Annotated in this window: 15 protein-coding genes; 3 read left to right on the top strand and 12 right to left on the bottom strand. The window is 45.4% G+C overall.

Going from position 1 to position 17,754, the window contains the following annotated elements:
• Positions 1-113: 113 nt before the first annotated feature.
• Entirely contained in the window at positions 114-1,064 is a 951-nt protein-coding gene (xerD, locus tag AAE250_RS08085; protein WP_294596117.1) for a site-specific tyrosine recombinase XerD, read from the bottom strand.
• A gap of 104 nt (positions 1,065-1,168) precedes the next feature.
• Between xerD and aroQ the strand changes: the two genes are divergently transcribed.
• From aroQ to AAE250_RS08070, 3 genes are read left to right on the top strand one after another with little or no spacing between them, the layout of a single operon-like run.
• A complete protein-coding gene (aroQ, locus tag AAE250_RS08080; RefSeq protein WP_294596114.1) occupies positions 1,169-1,594 on the top strand; it encodes a type II 3-dehydroquinate dehydratase in 426 nt (141 codons plus the stop codon).
• Positions 1,595-1,623: 29 nt separating this feature from the next.
• Positions 1,624-3,081 (top strand): pyruvate kinase, encoded by a 1,458-nt coding sequence (pyk, locus tag AAE250_RS08075; RefSeq protein WP_294596112.1) that lies wholly within the window; start codon positions 1,624-1,626, stop codon positions 3,079-3,081.
• A gap of 6 nt (positions 3,082-3,087) precedes the next feature.
• The gene (locus AAE250_RS08070) at positions 3,088-3,717 is read left to right on the top strand and encodes an O-methyltransferase (protein ID WP_294596110.1); all 630 of its coding nucleotides are present in this window, start codon (positions 3,088-3,090) and stop codon (positions 3,715-3,717) included.
• Positions 3,718-3,720: 3 nt separating this feature from the next.
• Here AAE250_RS08070 and AAE250_RS08065 read toward each other — a convergent pair whose 3' ends face one another.
• The 11 genes from AAE250_RS08065 to AAE250_RS08015 form a co-directional block, all read right to left on the bottom strand.
• Positions 3,721-5,670: a tetratricopeptide repeat-containing sensor histidine kinase gene (locus AAE250_RS08065; protein ID WP_294596107.1), complete on the bottom strand. Its 1,950-nt coding sequence runs from the start codon at positions 5,668-5,670 to the stop codon at positions 3,721-3,723.
• On the bottom strand, positions 5,667-6,743 hold the full coding sequence (locus AAE250_RS08060; protein ID WP_294596105.1) for a sensor histidine kinase: 1,077 nt from the start codon (positions 6,741-6,743) through the stop codon (positions 5,667-5,669). The genes AAE250_RS08065 and AAE250_RS08060 overlap by 4 nt, the downstream gene beginning before the upstream one ends.
• Positions 6,744-6,861: 118 nt before the next feature.
• Positions 6,862-8,088: an FtsX-like permease family protein gene (locus AAE250_RS08055; protein WP_294596102.1), complete on the bottom strand. Its 1,227-nt coding sequence runs from the start codon at positions 8,086-8,088 to the stop codon at positions 6,862-6,864.
• Positions 8,088-8,420, bottom strand: a complete 333-nt coding sequence (gene rbfA / locus AAE250_RS08050; protein WP_294596099.1) for a 30S ribosome-binding factor RbfA — start codon at positions 8,418-8,420, stop codon at positions 8,088-8,090. Before rbfA ends, AAE250_RS08055 begins: the two co-directional genes overlap by 1 nt.
• Before the next feature lie 323 nt (positions 8,421-8,743).
• Positions 8,744-10,039 carry an HlyD family secretion protein gene (locus AAE250_RS08045; RefSeq protein WP_294596096.1) on the bottom strand — a complete coding sequence of 432 codons (1,296 nt, stop codon included), beginning with the start codon at positions 10,037-10,039 and terminating at the stop codon, positions 8,744-8,746.
• 10 nt (positions 10,040-10,049) lie between these two features.
• On the bottom strand, positions 10,050-12,236 hold the full coding sequence (locus AAE250_RS08040) for a peptidase domain-containing ABC transporter (RefSeq protein WP_294596092.1): 2,187 nt from the start codon (positions 12,234-12,236) through the stop codon (positions 10,050-10,052).
• Positions 12,233-13,441 carry a TlpA family protein disulfide reductase gene (locus AAE250_RS08035; protein ID WP_294596089.1) on the bottom strand — a complete coding sequence of 403 codons (1,209 nt, stop codon included), beginning with the start codon at positions 13,439-13,441 and terminating at the stop codon, positions 12,233-12,235. The genes AAE250_RS08040 and AAE250_RS08035 overlap by 4 nt, the downstream gene beginning before the upstream one ends.
• A 102-nt stretch (positions 13,442-13,543) precedes the next feature.
• Positions 13,544-13,744: a hypothetical protein gene (locus AAE250_RS08030; RefSeq protein ID WP_294596087.1), complete on the bottom strand. Its 201-nt coding sequence runs from the start codon at positions 13,742-13,744 to the stop codon at positions 13,544-13,546.
• 89 nt (positions 13,745-13,833) lie between these two features.
• Entirely contained in the window at positions 13,834-15,375 is a 1,542-nt protein-coding gene (locus AAE250_RS08025) for a vitamin K epoxide reductase family protein (protein ID WP_294596084.1), read from the bottom strand.
• 24 nt (positions 15,376-15,399) lie between these two features.
• Positions 15,400-15,825: a DUF3244 domain-containing protein gene (locus AAE250_RS08020; RefSeq protein ID WP_294596081.1), complete on the bottom strand. Its 426-nt coding sequence runs from the start codon at positions 15,823-15,825 to the stop codon at positions 15,400-15,402.
• 108 nt (positions 15,826-15,933) lie between these two features.
• Positions 15,934-17,661, bottom strand: coding sequence for a tetratricopeptide repeat protein (locus AAE250_RS08015; RefSeq protein WP_294596078.1), 1,728 nt, complete (start codon positions 17,659-17,661; stop codon positions 15,934-15,936).
• Positions 17,662-17,754 lie beyond the last annotated feature (93 nt).

Genomic DNA, 17,754 nt, shown 5'->3' with positions numbered 1-17,754 from the left:
TAATTGAAATTTGTCTATTCTGTTGTTGTGCACTGTCTTTGTGCGCGCACAACAACGCAAAGATATTAAATCCCTTTACAATTTGTTAACTCGCGAGCCTATTTTATCATAATTTAATGAATTCCCTGCTCTTTGTGGTATTTTATGTTGCGTGGATGATGTTCTATGATTTCACTGCGCAGCATATTACGGTCTATGTGGGTGTAAATTTCTGTTGTAGCGATGGATTCATGTCCTAACATGCTTTGTATGGCGCGCAAGTTCGCCCCACCTTCCAGCAGGTGGGTGGCGAAAGAGTGGCGGAAAGTGTGCGGGCTGATGTTTTTGGTGATACCTGCTTTTTCTGCCAATTCCTTAATCAGGTGGAAGACCATGATACGTGAAATGTTGTTGCCCCAGCGTGCCAGGAACACATAATCCTCAAATCCTGTTTTGATTTTACCCAGATTGCGGTCAATGAGCCAGTATTTTATTTCCTTGATGGCGCGTGGAGAAATGGGGACAAGCCTTTGCTTGCTTCCTTTCCCTTCTACTTTGATGAAGCCTTCGTCGAAGTATAAATCGGATAGTTTCAGATTGCAGAGTTCAGATACACGCAGACCGCAGCTATAGAGCGTTTCAAGAATGGCACGGTTTCTTTGTCCTTCTTTCTTATCCATATCTACGGTTTCTATAATCCGGTCTATCTCCTCTACGGTCAATACTTCCGGCAGTTTGAATCCTATTTTGGGGCCTTCGAGCAGTTCGCTGGGATCTCCTTCCAGGTAATCAGCTATGACAAGGAAGTGAAAGAACGATTTGATGCCGGACAAAATACGTGCTTGCGAACGGGGATGGATGCCGATATCGTGCAGTCCGGCGGCAAAGCGTTGCAAGTCGTCCAATGTGACGTCCAGGACACCTATATTTTCTCCTTCCAAGAAATGCAACAGCTTTTCCAAGTCCGCTTGATAAGCATTCAGTGTGTTGGCTGAAAATGATTTTTCCAACTTCAAGTATTGCTGGTACTTTCTGATTATCAGCGCTTGTCTCTCCTTATTCGTTGATTTTTCTTCTGATTTCATTTCTTTTTTCTACCTTTGCAGCCTGATTTAGTATGGAAGGAATTTCAGTCGTGCTTGATATGCATCGGATTCCTTTCAGAGACAAAGGTATAAAAAATTGTGTTATGAGGATACAAATTATCAACGGTCCCAACATAAATCTGTTGGGTAAGCGTGAACCTTCCATTTATGGTAGTGTTACTTTTGAAGACTACCTTGCCGAACTTCGCACAAAGTATGCGGATGTACAGATTGACTATTTCCAGTCCAACATTGAAGGAGAGCTGATAGACAAGATACAGCAAGTAGGTTTTGATGTGGACGGCATCATTTTGAATGCGGGTGCTTACACCCATACGTCCATTGCTCTGCAAGATGCTATCCGTTCGGTCACTTCTCCGGTGATTGAGGTGCATATCTCTAATGTGCATGCCCGCGAGTCGTTTCGCCATGTATCCATGATTTCCTGCGCGTGCAAGGGAGTTATTCTCGGTTTCGGATTGAATTCCTACCGTCTGGCTCTGGAAGCGCTGCTGGATCATTCCAAGTAATAAATTAGTAAATAAGATAGGTATAGATTATGTTATTAAAGCAAACCAAAATTGTCGCAACGATTTCTGACCAGCGTTGTGATGTCGATTTTATAAGGCAGTTGTTCGAAGCCGGCATGAATGTAGTGCGTATGAACACTGCGCATCTTGGCCGCGAAGGTTCCGAGAAGTTGATAAATAATGTACGTGCGGTGTCCAACCGTATTGCCATTCTGATGGATACCAAAGGCCCTGAGGTGCGTACAACTATCCTTGCCGAGCCTATTCCTTTTAAGACGGGCGACCGTGTAAAGGTAGTGGGCAATCCCGATCAGGAAACTACACGTGAGTGCATATCCGTTTCTTATCCCAACTTTGTACACGATTTGAATATAGACGGGCATATCCTGATTGATGATGGTGACCTGGAGCTGGTTGTTGTAGAGAAAACTCCCGACTACCTGCTTTGCGAAGTGCAGAACGAGGCTACTTTGGGCAGCCGCAAGAGTGTCAACGTACCGGGTGTCCGCATCAATTTGCCTTCCTTGACGGAGAAAGACCGTATCAATATCCTTTATGCCATCGAGAAGAACATCGACTTCATTGCCCACTCTTTTGTACGCAACAAGCAGGATATTCTTGATATCAAGGCTATTCTCGATGCTCATAACAGCGACATCCGTATCGTTGCCAAGATCGAGAACCAGGAAGGTGTAGACAATATCGACGAAATCCTCGAAGTAGCGGATGGTGTGATGGTGGCTCGTGGCGACCTCGGCATTGAAGTACCGCAGGAACGTATTCCCGGCATCCAGCGTATGCTGATTCGCAAGTGTATTCTTGCCAAGAAGCCGGTTATTGTTGCCACTCAGATGCTTCACACCATGATTTCCAACCCACGTCCCACCCGTGCAGAAGTAACGGATATTGCTAACGCCATCTACTACCGTACGGATGCCTTGATGCTGAGTGGTGAAACTGCTTACGGAAAGTATCCTGTAGAAGCCGTCAAGACCATGACCAAGGTTGCCGCCCAGGCAGAGAAGGATAAACTGGCCGATAATGACATACGTATTCCTTTGGATGAGAACAGTAACGACGTGACTGCCTTCCTGGCCAAGCAAGCCGTTAAAGCTACTTCCAAGTTGAAAATCCGTGCCATTATTACAGATAGCTACAGCGGACGTACCGCTCGCAATCTTGCTGCTTTCCGCGGTAAATATCCGGTACTTGCTATTTGCTACAAGGAAAAGACGATGCGTCACCTTGCCCTTTCTTACGGTGTAGAGGCTATTTATATGCCCGAACTTGCCAACGGACAGGAATATTACTTTGCCGCTTTGCGCCGCCTGTTGAAGGAAGGCCGCTTGTGTCCTACCGATATGGTGGGTTATTTGAGTAGCGGCAAAGAAGGTACACAGACTTCTTTCCTCGAAATCAATGTAGTAGAAGATGCTTTGAAGCATGCCGAAGATAGCGTGTTGCCCAACAGCAACAGATACTTATAACCCACTATGACACTCGACGAATATATCCTGCAACATATCGACGAAGAGGGCGATTATCTGAAAGCCCTCTATCGCGATACGCATGTCAAATTGCTGTATCCCCGCATGGCTTCGGGTCATTTGCAGGGACGCATGCTCAAAATGTTTGTCAGGATGATACGTCCGCGTCAGGTGTTGGAGATAGGAACTTATAGCGGCTATTCCGCCCTTTGCATTGCCGAGGGGCTGCCCGGGGACGGAATACTGCATACGTTCGAAATCAATGACGAGCAGGAAGACTTTACCCGTCCCTGGTTGGAGCGGTCTCCCTATGCCGATAAAATAAAATTCTACATTGGTGATGCCCTGAAACTTGTGCCTCGGTTGGATCTTACTTTCGATCTTGCTTTCATTGACGGAGATAAGCGCAAGTATATCGATTATTATGAAATGGTACTTGCCCGCCTTTCCGATGGTGGCTATATTATCGCCGATAATACTTTATGGGACGGTCATGTGCTCGAAGAGCACCCCCACCGCACAGACTTGCAAACTATCGGCATCAAAGCATTCAACGACCTGGTGGCGCAAGACGTCCGCGTCGAGAAAGTCATTCTTCCCCTTCGTGATGGTCTGACTATCATCCGTAAGAAATAGGCATCAGGAGATAGGATAGGTAATATCTACTATCTTCTCATTTTCTTTTCCAAGTACCCGATAGCTCCCTTTGAAAGTTTCCACATACAGGCGGTTTATGTCGTGCAGGATGCGTTGTTCTTGTTCATCCTCCCAGCATTGGTAGAGCGGGCTTCCTTTCACAACAACAGTCAGATATTTGCCGGCTTTACTTAATGTATATTCTACTTTGCACCCTTCCCCTGTATAATCTCCGGGGACGGAGAAGAGAGCAGTCAGTAACTTCAGAAACCATTTGCTGTCCGCTTGGATCATCAATTCCTCCAAGTCTGTTCGGAAGTTCAGTTCTACGATTTGAGGGAACTGCATGTTTATCATCATTTTGGCTTCTTTGCAAAGTTGTACGATGTCGCATTCCTGCACATTGAAGCGCATCATGCCGGCTTCCAGGCGCGATAAATCGAGGATATTGTTAATCAATGCCAGCAACTTGATGGAATTCTTTTTTATTGCAAGCGAATATTCCTCTATTTCGCTCTCCTGCAAACCACTTTCCGAAGACAACAATTCGGAGAAACCCACTACGCTATTCAGCGGTATGCGTATCTCGAAGGTGATGTTATGCAAAAAGCGCTCCTTCATTTTGTCGCAGGCTTTCATCATTTCGAACGCTTCGCGGGTCTGCTTTTCCGAGCGGTGCAACAATTCTCTTAAATGTATGGCGCGGACTATGACGACAATTAAAAAGATTAGAATGATGCCGGCGGTAATTACTTGTCCGAGTCGATATCCTTTCTTTAGTTCTTCTTTTTGAAGCAGTGCATTTTGTATCGTATAGTTGGCGTCATAAGTCTCTTCGTGGCGGAGTATGATGTCCCGGTTGAGGGAGTCGCTCTTTTGGGCGGCTACCCGATATATTTCGGCAGCTTCTTTATAACGGCCACTTTCCATGAGGGTTCCCGCTTTCATTTTGAGTATATTGTTTGTGCGGAGGGGGGCCGTTTCCCGACATATAGAAAGCGCCCGGTCGAATTCTGCGAGAGACTTGTCCCACTCTTTGTTGAGTCGATAGTAATCTCCCCACAAAGCATAATAGTCCATCATCCCTGCAAAGAAACTGCTTTCATCGCAATATTTCCGGGCCTGTTCCAGATGCTGTCTCATCTTTTCTCTATCTCCGGTTTCCATATAGATGGTGCAGAACGCATTCTCTATTCCTAAGAATACACTTCTGTACGTATCCGATAGCGGAGCTCCTCCACTTATCTTGTTCATTACATCAAGTCGTTGCTGCAATTTATGAAGAGCTTCCGGATACTTCTTTTCTTTTTTATAGAGTTCGGCCAGTCTGCCGTAAATAGACAACAATGCGTTGTTGTTTGCGTCGGGATTTTCTTTTAAAACCCGTTCGTAGACTTCGATGGCGTCTTTATCTTGTTTGGCAAAGTAATATGCCTGCGCCAATGCAAGGGAAGCGATGAAAACGCCGTTCTCTTGTTTTAAGGAAGCGGCTTCTTCACGCACTTTTTTGGCTTCCAGGATGGCGTACTCGGTGTCTCCCTGCATACATCGCATCTGGAGCATCGCCATCCATGCAGTATAGTAAAATGTATATATCTTATATCGGCTGCTGGCATCTTTCAGCAGTTGAAGATACTTATCCATATTGACTATGTCGCTGCAGAATTCATAGCGGCGGCAATAGTCGAAGAGTGCCCATAGTTCTTCAGTATTCAACTGCTTCCTGATGCTGAGTGCGTACGCCGAATCCAGATATTCCATAGCCGATTCCCGGCTGATTTGCTGTTCGAATATCCCCCTGAGGAACTTGGAACGCAATGTGTCGTTAGGCTGCGAGGCAGCTACCCGGAAGATGCTGTCGCGTGACTGATCAGTGTCGGATTCTGATGCTTGTATCTTTCCTCCGCAAAGAACGGCGTTCAAAAATAGGAGGATGAGTATTGCTTTCTTCATTTCTTTTCCTCCTGCTTTAAAGGATGAGTAAAGACGAAACGGCATCCGTCTGTGTATTCCGGATCGATCCAAATTTCCCCTCCGAGACGGGTGATGATAAGTTGGCAGATGGACAGACCGAGTCCTGTTCCCTGTGCCTTCTCATTGACGCGCTCGAAGCGTTCGAATATCTTGCCTTGTTTCTCCGGCGGAATGCCGCAGCCGGTGTCGGTCACGGAGAACTGGGCCATGCCCTGTTCGTTCAGTTCAAGTCCCAAGACGATGCTGCCCTCTTTGGTAAACTTTGTTGCATTCACCAATATGTTGATGAGCACTTGATGCAGCCTCATGGTATCGGTTTCTATCTCCAGTGCGGAAAGTGACGATTCGAAAGAGATTTCCGCCTGTGTTTGCTTGATGCCTTCCAGTGTCTGGATGATGCCTTCGCAAAGAGGAATTGCATCGCACGTTGTGAGGTTAAACTTTATGTTCGTCAGGTCCAGACAGGAGATGTCCACTATGTCGTTTACCAAATTCAACAGCAAGCGGGAGTTCAGCTGGATGATGTCATTACATTGTTTGCGTGTTTCTTCGTCGATGCCCGGAGTCGTCAGTATATCCGAGAAGCCGGACAACGCATTCAAAGGAGTGCGTATCTCGTGGCTCATATTCGACAGGAACAGGCTTTTATTGTATATGGATTTTTCCACTTCCTTCTGCGCCTCTTGGAGTTTCCGTTGCGAGAGGGTGAGTTTCTTTCTTTGTTTGCTCAGGAAGATGATGCTGCCGACGGCAATAAAAATGCCGATAGGCAGAATGATTAGTGCTAGTAGCAGGATATGATTTTGTTGTTGCTTATTGGCAAGCTCCAGTTCTTTGATGGAATAAGCCTTGCGTAGGTCATTTATTTTTTTTGAGTTTGCCTCTTGGTAAGCGGAATCCGATTTATTCCCGATCTCTTCGTATAACTTTGCAGCCGCTTCATACTGTTGTGCCTGCATATATTTATCGGCTTCTATCTGTAAGCTGTCATTGATGGCATAACCAACAGAAGGAAGAAATACTAACAGTAATAGGGAAATATAGAATCTCATACAATTTGTGTTTTGTTGTATCTTTTACAAAAGTACGAATTAAATTCAAATAAAGTGAGAATAAGCGTTAAAAGATGTGTAGCGTAATAGGAATGCCTGCTTTCCTTGTAAAAAAGTACTAAAGTAACCGTTTGCTGAGATACCTTACCGGGTACCAGACAGACAGGAAACCTACGGCGATGACAGTCACAAATACCAGTATCACATCCGTCAGGTGTACACTTACCGGATAGGCATCGACCACGAAGCTACCGTTGCCTCCTCCCAATGAAATGAGTCCGAAGTGTTGTTGCAGGAAGCATAGTAGCAATCCTAAAATGATACCGAAAAATGCACCGAAGACGGAAATCAGTCGTCCTTCAAAAAGGAATATGCGGGCAATGAGACGGTCGTCCGCTCCCAAGTTGCGGAGTGTTTCCACGTCTTCACGTTTGTCCAGTATCAGCATGGACAGTGAGCCGATGACGTTGAAGCATGCAATGGCAAGTATAAAGGTAAGGAAGAGGTAAGAAATGAACTTTTCGATTTCCATGATGCGGAAAACGTCGGCCTGCTGTTCATAACGATTCAGCACGACAAAGCGGTCGCCAAGTATATTCTCCATTTTCTTTTGCACAGCGTTGACGTTGGAACCGGGTTTCAGCTTTAGTTCGATGGCAGAAACCTCCGTATCATAATTGAACAGACGGCGTGCAAAGCTGAGGGAGGTCAGTATATAGCGGGCATCGTACTTTTGCTGGTTCACTACAAAGACTGCTCCGGGCGAGAAGAGGTAATCCCGGTTGAAAGCAGCGGTAGGGTTGGCTATGTTTACCCGTACGTTTCGCTTGGGAGCATAGACTTGCAGCGGGTCTACAAACTGGATGCCCGTTCCCAGTTCGGATATCAGCTCCACTCCCAGCACGCCGTAATCTACCAGAGAATCTTTCAGTATAAATTCTCCCGTGCCGTACAGCAAACTGTCAATGGAGGTGAGCTGTTCGAAGTTATCTTCCACTCCCTTGATGACGGCCATGGCCTGGCGATCTTTATACTGCACCATGGCGTTCTCTTCCAGGGTTTCCGTCCAGATGTCAATCTCGGGCAGGGCGCGTACTTGCCGGACGCGCCCTTCATTCGGGTCGAATACTTTTCCTTCCCGGATGGTAATCTTCAGTTCGGGGTCGAAGGCGGTAAAGAACCCCGCTACCATATCCTGAAAGCCGTTGAACACGGAGAGGGTACACACCAGCGCCAAAGTTGCCAACGCCACCCCGCATACCGAAATACCGGAGATGATATTGATGGCATTGTGCTTCTTCTTGGAGAAGAGATACCGGCGGGCTATGTAGAACGGAAGATTCACTATTTCAGCAATTCATCAATCCGTTCCAGGTAGTCCAGCGAATCGTCCACGAAGAACTTCAGCTCGGGAATGATGCGCAACTGGTGGCGTACACGTGTGCCCAGTTCAAAGCGGATGGACTTCATGTTCGCATTGACGTTCTTGATGATTTCTTCGCTCTTTTCCGAAGGGAATACGCTGAGGTAGGCACGTGCCACACTCATATCGGGGCTGATGCGTACGGCACTGACCGAAATCAGTATACCGGGCATTGACTTGGTTTGCAACAAGAAGATGTCGCTCAACTCTTTTTGGAGCAGGCGGGCTATTTTGTTCTGTCTGGTAGTTTCCATACGATTCTCTTTTTTGAATTAGAGAGCAAAGTTACGTAAATATATTATTCAGTGCGCTATTTATACTTTTTTTTTCATTTGCACTCCGGAGGCTTTTGGTCGATAATATTTGCCAATTGGTAGATTTTATTTGTTAGTCTCTTCGGGATTCTTTACCTTTGTATCGGATTTGAAGAATTGATACTTTATGAAAGTTCTTCCGGTCTGAGAACAATCTTGATATAGATTATTCATAATAGAAGAGACTCTCTCTAAATAGCGTTTTTTCATGTATTATTGACTTAACCGTTTTTACCCGCGAGGGCAGAAACGGTTTACTTTTTTTATAAATACTTCTCCCACAAATAGCGTAGCGGACTGAGCAATCTCTCGGTTACGCTCCGTTCGTCTGTCATCACCTCCGCTGTGCCAGTCATTTCTCCTTTGAACTCCAACGTCTTGTTGTATGAAGTGCGTAAATCCTGCGGCAGGCTTATGGTGACGGTATAGGTACTCTCGTCATCTGCCAGCAGGGAGACAGACATAACCTTGCCTGTGAGGAAGCCGAATTCCATGTACGGATAACCCGTTACACTGATGTTCACCCGCTGACCGGGCATCACTTTTCCCGAACCGCCGACGGGGAGTTTTATCTTTCCGATGATGTCCCCTGTCTCCTGTGCCACTATCGAGAATACCTTGTCTCCACTGTTGACGTTCTGGTTCTTTTGCCAGATATTGTTGTAGGACAGTATGCCGCTTGCCGGGCTCGTGAACAGATATGCCAGTTCCCAGTCGTTGATGCTGACCTGTAACTCATTGCGGGCGGCCTTCAATGCCGTCAGCAGGTTGTTGGCTTCGCGGCTTTGCTCCATTTGGGTTTCTACGATGTTCTGTTGCAGTTGCGCTTCCTGTATTTTGGCGGACGAGAGGGAAGTCATTAACTGCTCCCGCCCCTGCTGTTTGTTCAGGAAGGTCTGTTTGGCTTCTTCGTATTCCGACTGTGCGGTCAGCCCTTCGTCGAAGAGTTTCTTTTCCCTGCGGTGCGAAGTCTCGGCTATCTGCACCTGCTCCTTATCCAGTTCCGCCTGCTTTTTCAGGTGGGCTATGTAGTTCCGGTATTCCTGCAATTCTTTTCGGGTGGCCTCTATCTTCTGCTTATAGAGGTCCAGCGAAAGGAAATTCCGGTAATCCGTCAGGCTTTTCAGGAATGAGGCGTATGCATTCTGTATGCTTCCCAATATCAGTCTTTCGGGAAACAACTTTGTGCATACGCTGCTGTCTGCCGGGCTGAAGGCATCCAATTCCTTTTTCAGCAGCAGCACATCTTCCGTTGCAGCCGGATTCTCGAGCACGGCAATGATGTCTTCGGTCCATACCGAATCCCGGTCCTTGTGATACACTTCTTTTATCTTTCCGTTTCCCCGTGCCACAATCCATACGGGCGGATGCTCCGTGGTGATGGTGACCGGGGCGCTTATCACGTCGGGATATTTAAAGAAGCAGCCGCCGATAAAGAAGAGGGCCAGCACGATGAAGAACACCGTGATGCCCCACCGTATCAGCGTATGCGGCGGTCGTGTCAGTATCTCCTGCACTTCCTCGCATCTCAATTCTATGTCTTTCGTCTCTTTTTCCATCCACTCCCACTTATAGCTCCAACTGATTCTTCACCAGCTTGTAATATCTTCCTTCCCTTGCAATCAGTTCCTCATGTGTTCCCTCTTCGGCTATCCGTCCCTGTTCTATTACTACGATCCGGTCTGCATGGCGCACAGTGCTCAGCCGATGGGCTACTATTACCGATGTTCTTCCTTCAAAGAACTTTTGCAGGTTCTCCATGATGATGCGTTCGTTGTTGGCGTCCAGTGCGTTGGTGGCTTCATCAAAGAAGATGAATTCCGGATTCTTGTATACGGCGCGGGCAATGAGAATACGCTGCTTCTGCCCCTGGCTCAGTCCGTGTCCTTCCTGGCCTATCCGGGTATTGTAGCCCAGCGGCAAGTCTCCGATAAATCCCTGTATGTTCGCCACTTCTGCCGCATGCTGCAACCGTGCCTTGTCGATGTGCTCCACTCCGGGGGCAATGTTTCCCGCGATGCTGTCCGAGAAGATGAAGCCGTCCTGCATCACTACGCCGCAGCGTTTTCTCCACTCCCTGATGCTGAAGTTCTCCAAAGGTATATCGCCCAGCAATATTTGCCCGCTTGCAGGCGGATAGAACCCCAGCAGCAGTTTTACCAATGTGGTTTTTCCGCTCCCGCTCATGCCTACGATGGCGGTCTGCTTGCCCGATCCTATATCCAGGCTGATGTTGTCCAGCGTGGGTGTTTCATTCAGCGGATCATATTTGAAGCTTAGTTTTTCTATCCTGAGGTCTTTCCCTATAGGTATCTCCCTTATCAACTCCTTTGCCGGATCTTCCTCGTCGGGCTTGTCCCGTACCTCGCTCAACCGGTTTGTGCTGAGGCGTGCGTCTTGCATGTCACGGGCAAAGGCGATGAGGTCGTTTATCGGGCTGTTCAGCTGCCCGATGATGTACTGCACGGAAAGCATCATACCCAGCGTCATTTGTCCTTGCACCACCAGCGAGGCCACCAAACCTGTAATCACGATATTCTTTGTCTGGTTGATGAGCACTGCTCCCGAATCCTGATATTGCCTCAAGGCAAGGCTTTTGATATTTACTTTGAACAGCCGCGCCTGGATGCGCTCCCATTCCCAGCGCTTCTGCCTCTCGCAGGCACTCAGCTTTATTTCCTGCATTCCGTTCACCAGTTGCACTACGGTGCTCTGGTTGGCGCTTTGTTGTGCAAAACGCTTGTGGTCCAGCTCCGCGCGCTTCTTCATGAAGAGCCATACGTAGGCTATGTAGAGGGCGCTTCCTCCCATGAAGATAAGGAATATCATGCCGCTGTACACCAGCAGTACAATGCCGAATATCACGATGTTGAAGGTAGAGAACACTACGCTGAGGCTGCTTCCTGTCAGGAAGTTTTGTATGCGGGTGTGGTCGTTGATGCGTTGCAGGATGTCGCCCGTCATTTTGGTGTCGAAGTATCCCATAGGGAGCTTCATCAGTTTGATAAGGAAATCGGAGATAAGGGCGATGTTGATGCGTGTGCCCAGGTGCAGCAATATCCATCCTCGGATGAACTCTACGGCGCTGCTGCTGAAGGTGAGCATCAGTTGAGCGATGAGTACCAGATAGATGAAGCCGAGATTCTGGTTGTTAATACCGAAATCTACGATGCTCTGCGTGAGGAAGGGCAGCATAAGTTGTATCATGCTGCCCAGCAACAAGCCCAATAGCAGTTGCCCCACCAGTTGTTTGTAAGGTTTTAGGTATGAGTACAGAAAGCCGAAACCTTTATAGTTCACCGCTTCTCCTTCATCTTCCATGATGTAGAATTCCGGTGTCGGCTCCAGCAATAATGCCACTCCCGTGTCTTCTCCGTCTTTCTTTGCGCTCAGCCAGCAACGGCAGAATTCTTCACGGGTATATTTCAGTTTCCCTGCCCCGGGGTCAGCTACCCAAACATGCTTGCTGTTTATTCGGTAGACTACTACGAAGTGTTGCTGGTTCCAATGCACGATGCAGGGCAGGGGAGCTTCCAGCAGCATTTCATAACTTACTTGCACGCAGATGCTCCGCAGGCCGAGTTTCTCCGCCGCTTCGCTGATACCCAGCATGGAGACTCCTTCGCGGGTGATGAATGACTTTTCCCTCAATCCTTCCAATGAATAACGCTTTCCGTAGAAGGCGGAGACCATACGTAGGCAGGTGGGGCCGCAATCCATGACATCGTGCTGGATGTAATGGGGGAAAGATTTCATTGATTGATAAGGCTGTCAAGTGTTTGCATCAGTTGTTCACCACGTAAGTCTTTGGCTACAATGCGCCTTTCTTTATCCAGCAAGAAGTTTGCGGGAATTGTTTGTATGTCCAGTTGTCTCAGCAGGAGTGTGGGTGACTCGTTTCGGAGAGTTCCTATCACTTGCAGGAATTCTTGAGTGCTGTCCTCCTTTATGGCTTTTTGCCAAGCCTCCCGTTTATTGTCCAAAGAAACGGCATAAATGGTCAGGTCATCTTTATATTTGGCTACAGCCTGTTTTATGTTGGGAATTTCTTTTCTGCAAGGCCTGCACCAACTTGCCCAAAAATCCACAAATATATAGGGAGTGCTAATATCCTTGGTGGCAATTTCCTTTCCATTGACATCTTTAAAGGTTAAGTCCAAATGATTGCCTAAATCTTTATTTATCAGAGTACATTGCATTCTTTCTTTACGTAACTTTCCATATCGGGCAGATGATTTTCGGGCTTCTTCGGAAGGCGGTACGACAGCCGATGGATCATAAAATGATTTTAGGGCAGGATACCAATCAAATTTCGAAGCATATTTAGGAAAGAGTTCACTTGTATTTACACCCGGAATAACGTATTTCATAATTGCAAGACACTCGTATGCTACTGCAGGTTCAGTTGTTTCATCTATACACTTTGTTAGCTGCTGAAGGTAATGGTCACTTAATATGCGAATACTGTCTATCTGATCTTTTTCTGCGTAAAGTTGTATCTTGTTTCTAAACTTACTAGTTTCTTGAGTCAATTTGTAGAAGAAGTTATGTAGAGTTCCTTGAACTGCCTTTATGCAGCAATCAATATTTAGATAAGGAGAAGATTCATCTATATTCAGAATAAGACAAGAGTCTCGCTCTGCTACAAATCCAAGATCCAAAGGGCCATTTTTGGAAAATGATAATCTAGCTTTTATAGCACACGGAATTTTAAAGTTGAGTTCTACTTGGTGTTGACCTTTTGCAATAAACGCCGAATCGAAAAAAAAATGTTCATTTCCGGAAATCCAACATTTATAGTCATGAACATATACCCACTGATCTTCGCTGCAAATATAATCATCTACATTTAGAATCACTTTCGTGTTTTTGTACACTAACTCTTTGTCTTTGGAAGTTTCGTTAGGATGAAATCCAAAGGAGAACATTAGCACTGCGAATAAATAAATAAAATATTTCATGACGTTGTATGTTGTTGTGAAATTGTTGTAAATATCGGGGAAAAGGGATAACCATCTTCCCCGAATTCTTTGGCAAGTTACGTAGATTGTAACGGGCACTTGTTACCAACAAGAGGCTTTTCCATCCGGATGTTGTTTCTGTAAAGCTTCCTGCATAGCCTTTGCATCAGTAGTATCGTAAGATTGAGCAAAAGAACCTCCCATTCCATCGCTGTAATATACTTGGCAGGTTACACCTCCACTTACTTTAGCCATCTGACTCTTTTCAAGTCTAAATGCTTCAAATTTAGCAAAATCTTTCATAATACGAATTATTTTAAGATTAATAATTAAGTTAACTTGAGATTCTTGGCGTCCCTTAATCTCCTGCTTGGTTCGCGAAACCAATATCTTTATGTTAATACATATTTTAATTCCGATAGCGGATATACATCCGATATATAATACCCAGCAACTATACCAACGGGGGTTTTGTTTATCCCTTGCTTCCGGCAGTACTCCTGCTGCTCTCTCCAAATCTGTTCGGCTTCGGGAGTAACGGGATATTTGTCCGCTTCGCTTATCCGTTTGTTTTTATACCACTCTTCCAGCATTTGCATGGCGCGCTGCCATCCTTCCGCCCGGTAGGCTGTGATGATGGTCTGTGCAACGTGCTCACCCACTTTGTCGTTCGGAAAAGTCAGTAACACCATTGCCATGGGAACGGCTGATGCGAGTTCCTTGATATGCCGGTGTACTTTAGCGCAGTTTCCGCAATTCGGATTAGTGACAATCATCAGGCGATTGCTGTTCCCGCCTTGATTTGATAAAGCTAATTCCGCTGCTATCGGTTTTTCTATATGTGCTTCGATCGGTAGCAAGCGTTGAAATACTTCAGGCTTTAGTAAGGATGTTATCCTACGTTGCAATGCAATTTTTTCTTTGCGGTCTTTGAGTAAAGCCTTTATGGATATTCCGGTAATCAAACAAATACATCCGATAGCTGCTAACGTTGATAAAGCAGACAAAGAAATTGGGAATGTCAGATTGCGACTGCTTCCGTAGAGTATAGCGGCACTTATCCATATCGTAATGTTCACCAGCATACAGAGCATGCAACCTTTGCGGAAGATGAAAATTTGATAGATGACGGAATAGAGGGTGAAGCAAAGGGCTGCCGCACAACAAAGGGAGGCTATACCGTAGAAGTCCGTTGGGCACAAAGTACTGAAAAGGAATAAAGTGGAGAAATAGAGTAAGGAAAGTTCTCCTAAACTTACTCCTGCTATGTTTGCTCCCTTGGAACGGAGTACTTTATTACAGTCCACTGCTCGCCCGATATGACAGAAACGTTCCAGAAAGCTGTCATTGAACTGTTCTTTATAGATAATGGCAATGGATACAAATATGCCAAGGCTTAATGTTGCTAAATAAGCAATTAAGGTTGGGGAATATTCTTGTCGGAACGTACAGAGAAAACCCAAAGCCAAGATTAAGAATAGGGCAATTACGGCTTTAAACTTAAAGAGGCGGTAGCCGATGTTCTTCCAGATATAGAAAGAATCGGAAGGAGTTTCTCCGGTAGTTTCTCCCAGTAGCACTGTTCCTGCCCATTTCTTCAGAAAAGTGTCCACTTTTATGCATTGCGTTCTGCCCTCCGAACGGGAGAATTCTACGATGAAATCGTCCTTTTTTGTCACTACGCAGAATGGATTTTTGTCCACTTGCAGCATTGTGATGAAGGGTGCATCCAATTGGAAAAAGTAATCGGGTGACGGTGGGAGTTGATACACCTCGTTCTTTATGTGCAGTGCGTCCAGTGCATCGCTGACACCCCGTATGCTACTGCCTACGGGGGTATCGAGCAGGCGGGACACAGTGCTCCGGCTCACTTTTACGGACAAAGCCCGCAAATAGCGATAAAGAACGATGCCGGTGTTATCAACTGCCGTCATAAGTGATTCTAAATATTAATGTTGTTATAGAGAGAAATTTCCTTCCAATCGGGTGTCATCTGCTTCTATCTCAATGAGATAGTTCCCACTGCTTTCACTACTTAGGTCTATGTTAAGAGTGGCAGGGTTGCTACAGGTCTCTGAATAGACGGTTTCACCGGTTGCATTATTGGTTATAGTGACGATGACAGCAGAGAATGTCTCAGTGAAATCAAGACTTACCACATTATTATATAGATAAGCATAAGCAGGTTGAAGAATGATGCTACGGGGTACTTTAATATCGTCCGGTTCCACATCATGTCCTTGCCCTAAATCTCTTGTGTCATCTTGGGTTACAGTGAGTGTAATCTCTCTGCTGTTATTAACGAGTTCTTCGGCTTTGGAAGTTGTTGTGCTCGTTATTATAAAGAGCAAAGCTAAAGCTGTTAGGTATAAGATTCGTTTCATGCTTCTTTGTTTTTTGTTATGGCAAAGTTAGTGTGATTTTTTTGTATTTGTCAAATAGAAAATGTCTCATTTTGGGTGTAATTTGTCTCATTTAGCATGAGACATGTCTCATACATTGGTAGAAACGCTGCTTATTATGCCTCTTAGTAGCTTGGGTAATTCTTTTGCCTGATAGGGGACGCCTATTTTCTGAAAGATTTGTTGCTCTATCCGATAGATAGTGGCACGGGCAATTTGCAAAATCAGCATTCTTTCCTCTATAGAAAAGTCGGCTAATAGTAAATGGCAATAATAGATTTCCTTTTTATTAAGTTTATGTTCGGCGGCCAGTTTCAGGAGAAAGCCGCTTTTATCTGTTTCTACCATGAATCTACTCCATTCGTCGTCTGTTAATGATTCCTTGGACTTCCTGTATTCTCTGTAGTCTGAAATAATTCGTTTCATTTTGGTATAGACATCGGAATATTGCAGCGTTTTCTTTAGCAGCAAGGTGTGTTGCTTGTTCAATTCCTTTAGTTTCTTCTGCATTTGTTCTTTTTGAACTTCGTCTAAGTAGTGCTGTTCAATTTTTTGTTGCAAGATGGCTATTTGTTCTTCTTTCCGTTTCGTTTCTTCTTTCGATAAAAGGTATTGTTGGTGCAGCTCTCTTTCTTTTAAGAGGTTTTTTTCTCTTTGTCTGTTGAGTTTCTTCAGATAGCGCTTTCGTAGTAGACAAATGCTTAGAATACCAATGAGTATCAAAATGAGGATGTAATAACGATATTCTTTCAAGTAATATTCGTGTCGTGTCCGTTGATGTTGTATCTTTATGGTTTGTTCGGCTTCTATGATTTCGGCTTTTTGCCGAGATAAGTTTGCACTGTCTTTATAGGCTGAATATAGTCGTTCCATGTTAAGAGACAGTGCGACATCGCCTTGAGCTTTTGCGATATCAGCCAGGCGCATATATGCTCCGGCTTTAGTGGTATGACTGGGTGATGACAAGCTTTTCCTTATATATATGGTGGCCGAGTCGTATTGTCCCGTTTGGTAATAAGCGTCTCCTAATTTCAAGAAAGTGCGATAACAATGCATTGTGTCTCTTTGCAGGCTGAAGTTCTGCTTGGCATAGTGTAGTGATTTCAAGTCTTTTCCGGTTCTGGCATATAGCGAACTTAGTGCAGAATAAATGCCTGCTTTTATCTCATTCTGTTTAAAGCCTTTTGAAATCTTTAGCGCTTGCCGCAGTTTTTCTTCTGCTTGCAGATAGTGCTTCTGATAAAGTTGCATTTCTCCTTGCATGGTGAGGCTTGAAATCCAAAGGGAAGTGTCTCTTAGCTGGAGACCTATTTGCTCAGCTTGCCTATAAGCGGAATCTGCTTTTTCATAGAACTCTTGCAGGTAATAAATGTAGCCCGCATTGGCGTATATTCGTCCAAGTAATGCTTTGTCTTCTGCTTTTTGTGCAAAACCGGTCGCCTTGAGATATTTCTCTACAGCTTCTGCTTGTTTGTTCTTGTCTCGGTAAACGCTTCCCCAAAGGTAATATGCTCGCGCCTGCATAGCGGCATCCTCTTGTGCGTCATAGTAGCGCACGGCTGTCCGTATCAGTGAATCATCCGTTTGCTGAATGTAGTTTTTATCCTGTGCTTCCGTCAGCAGTAGTGCATAATAGGCTTTGTCTGCCTTTGTTTTTAAGTTATTTACTGCGTAATCTTTCAGCAAGTGCAGCGCACTGTCGGGTCGTGATATCATTAGTGAGTCTGCTTGTACCAACACTTTATTGTAGTCGGGTCGTGTTGTGCAGGCAGCAAGCAAGATAGTAAGTATTGATACAAGTATTAAGCGTAGGTTCATAGTCGGTTTGTTATTGATTCGTCTATTGCAAAGATAAGATTTACTACTTGGTTTTCATCGTTTCTACACTGAAAAAATTCATAGAATAGTAAC

It is taken from the genome of Bacteroides sp. GD17, from assembly GCF_038448625.1.
Lineage (GTDB): Bacteria > Bacteroidota > Bacteroidia > Bacteroidales > Bacteroidaceae > Bacteroides.
The sequence above is the reverse complement of the archived record's forward strand: the minus strand, read 5'-3'. Positions and strand labels throughout refer to the sequence as shown.

Coding starts and splice junctions, on each gene's coding strand:
- AAE250_RS08045 (WP_294596096.1), bottom strand. CDS start 10,039: ATGGAAAAAGAGACGAAAGACATAGAATTGAGATGCGAGGAAGTGCAG.
- pyk (WP_294596112.1), top strand. CDS start 1,624: ATGTTATTAAAGCAAACCAAAATTGTCGCAACGATTTCTGACCAGCGT.
- AAE250_RS08015 (WP_294596078.1), bottom strand. CDS start 17,661: ATGAACCTACGCTTAATACTTGTATCAATACTTACTATCTTGCTTGCT.
- AAE250_RS08070 (WP_294596110.1), top strand. CDS start 3,088: ATGACACTCGACGAATATATCCTGCAACATATCGACGAAGAGGGCGAT.
- xerD (WP_294596117.1), bottom strand. CDS start 1,064: ATGAAATCAGAAGAAAAATCAACGAATAAGGAGAGACAAGCGCTGATA.
- AAE250_RS08025 (WP_294596084.1), bottom strand. CDS start 15,375: ATGACGGCAGTTGATAACACCGGCATCGTTCTTTATCGCTATTTGCGG.
- AAE250_RS08030 (WP_294596087.1), bottom strand. CDS start 13,744: ATGAAAGATTTTGCTAAATTTGAAGCATTTAGACTTGAAAAGAGTCAG.
- AAE250_RS08065 (WP_294596107.1), bottom strand. CDS start 5,670: ATGAAGAAAGCAATACTCATCCTCCTATTTTTGAACGCCGTTCTTTGC.
- AAE250_RS08060 (WP_294596105.1), bottom strand. CDS start 6,743: ATGAGATTCTATATTTCCCTATTACTGTTAGTATTTCTTCCTTCTGTT.
- aroQ (WP_294596114.1), top strand. CDS start 1,169: ATGAGGATACAAATTATCAACGGTCCCAACATAAATCTGTTGGGTAAG.
- AAE250_RS08020 (WP_294596081.1), bottom strand. CDS start 15,825: ATGAAACGAATCTTATACCTAACAGCTTTAGCTTTGCTCTTTATAATA.
- AAE250_RS08040 (WP_294596092.1), bottom strand. CDS start 12,236: ATGAAATCTTTCCCCCATTACATCCAGCACGATGTCATGGATTGCGGC.
- AAE250_RS08035 (WP_294596089.1), bottom strand. CDS start 13,441: ATGAAATATTTTATTTATTTATTCGCAGTGCTAATGTTCTCCTTTGGA.
- rbfA (WP_294596099.1), bottom strand. CDS start 8,420: ATGGAAACTACCAGACAGAACAAAATAGCCCGCCTGCTCCAAAAAGAG.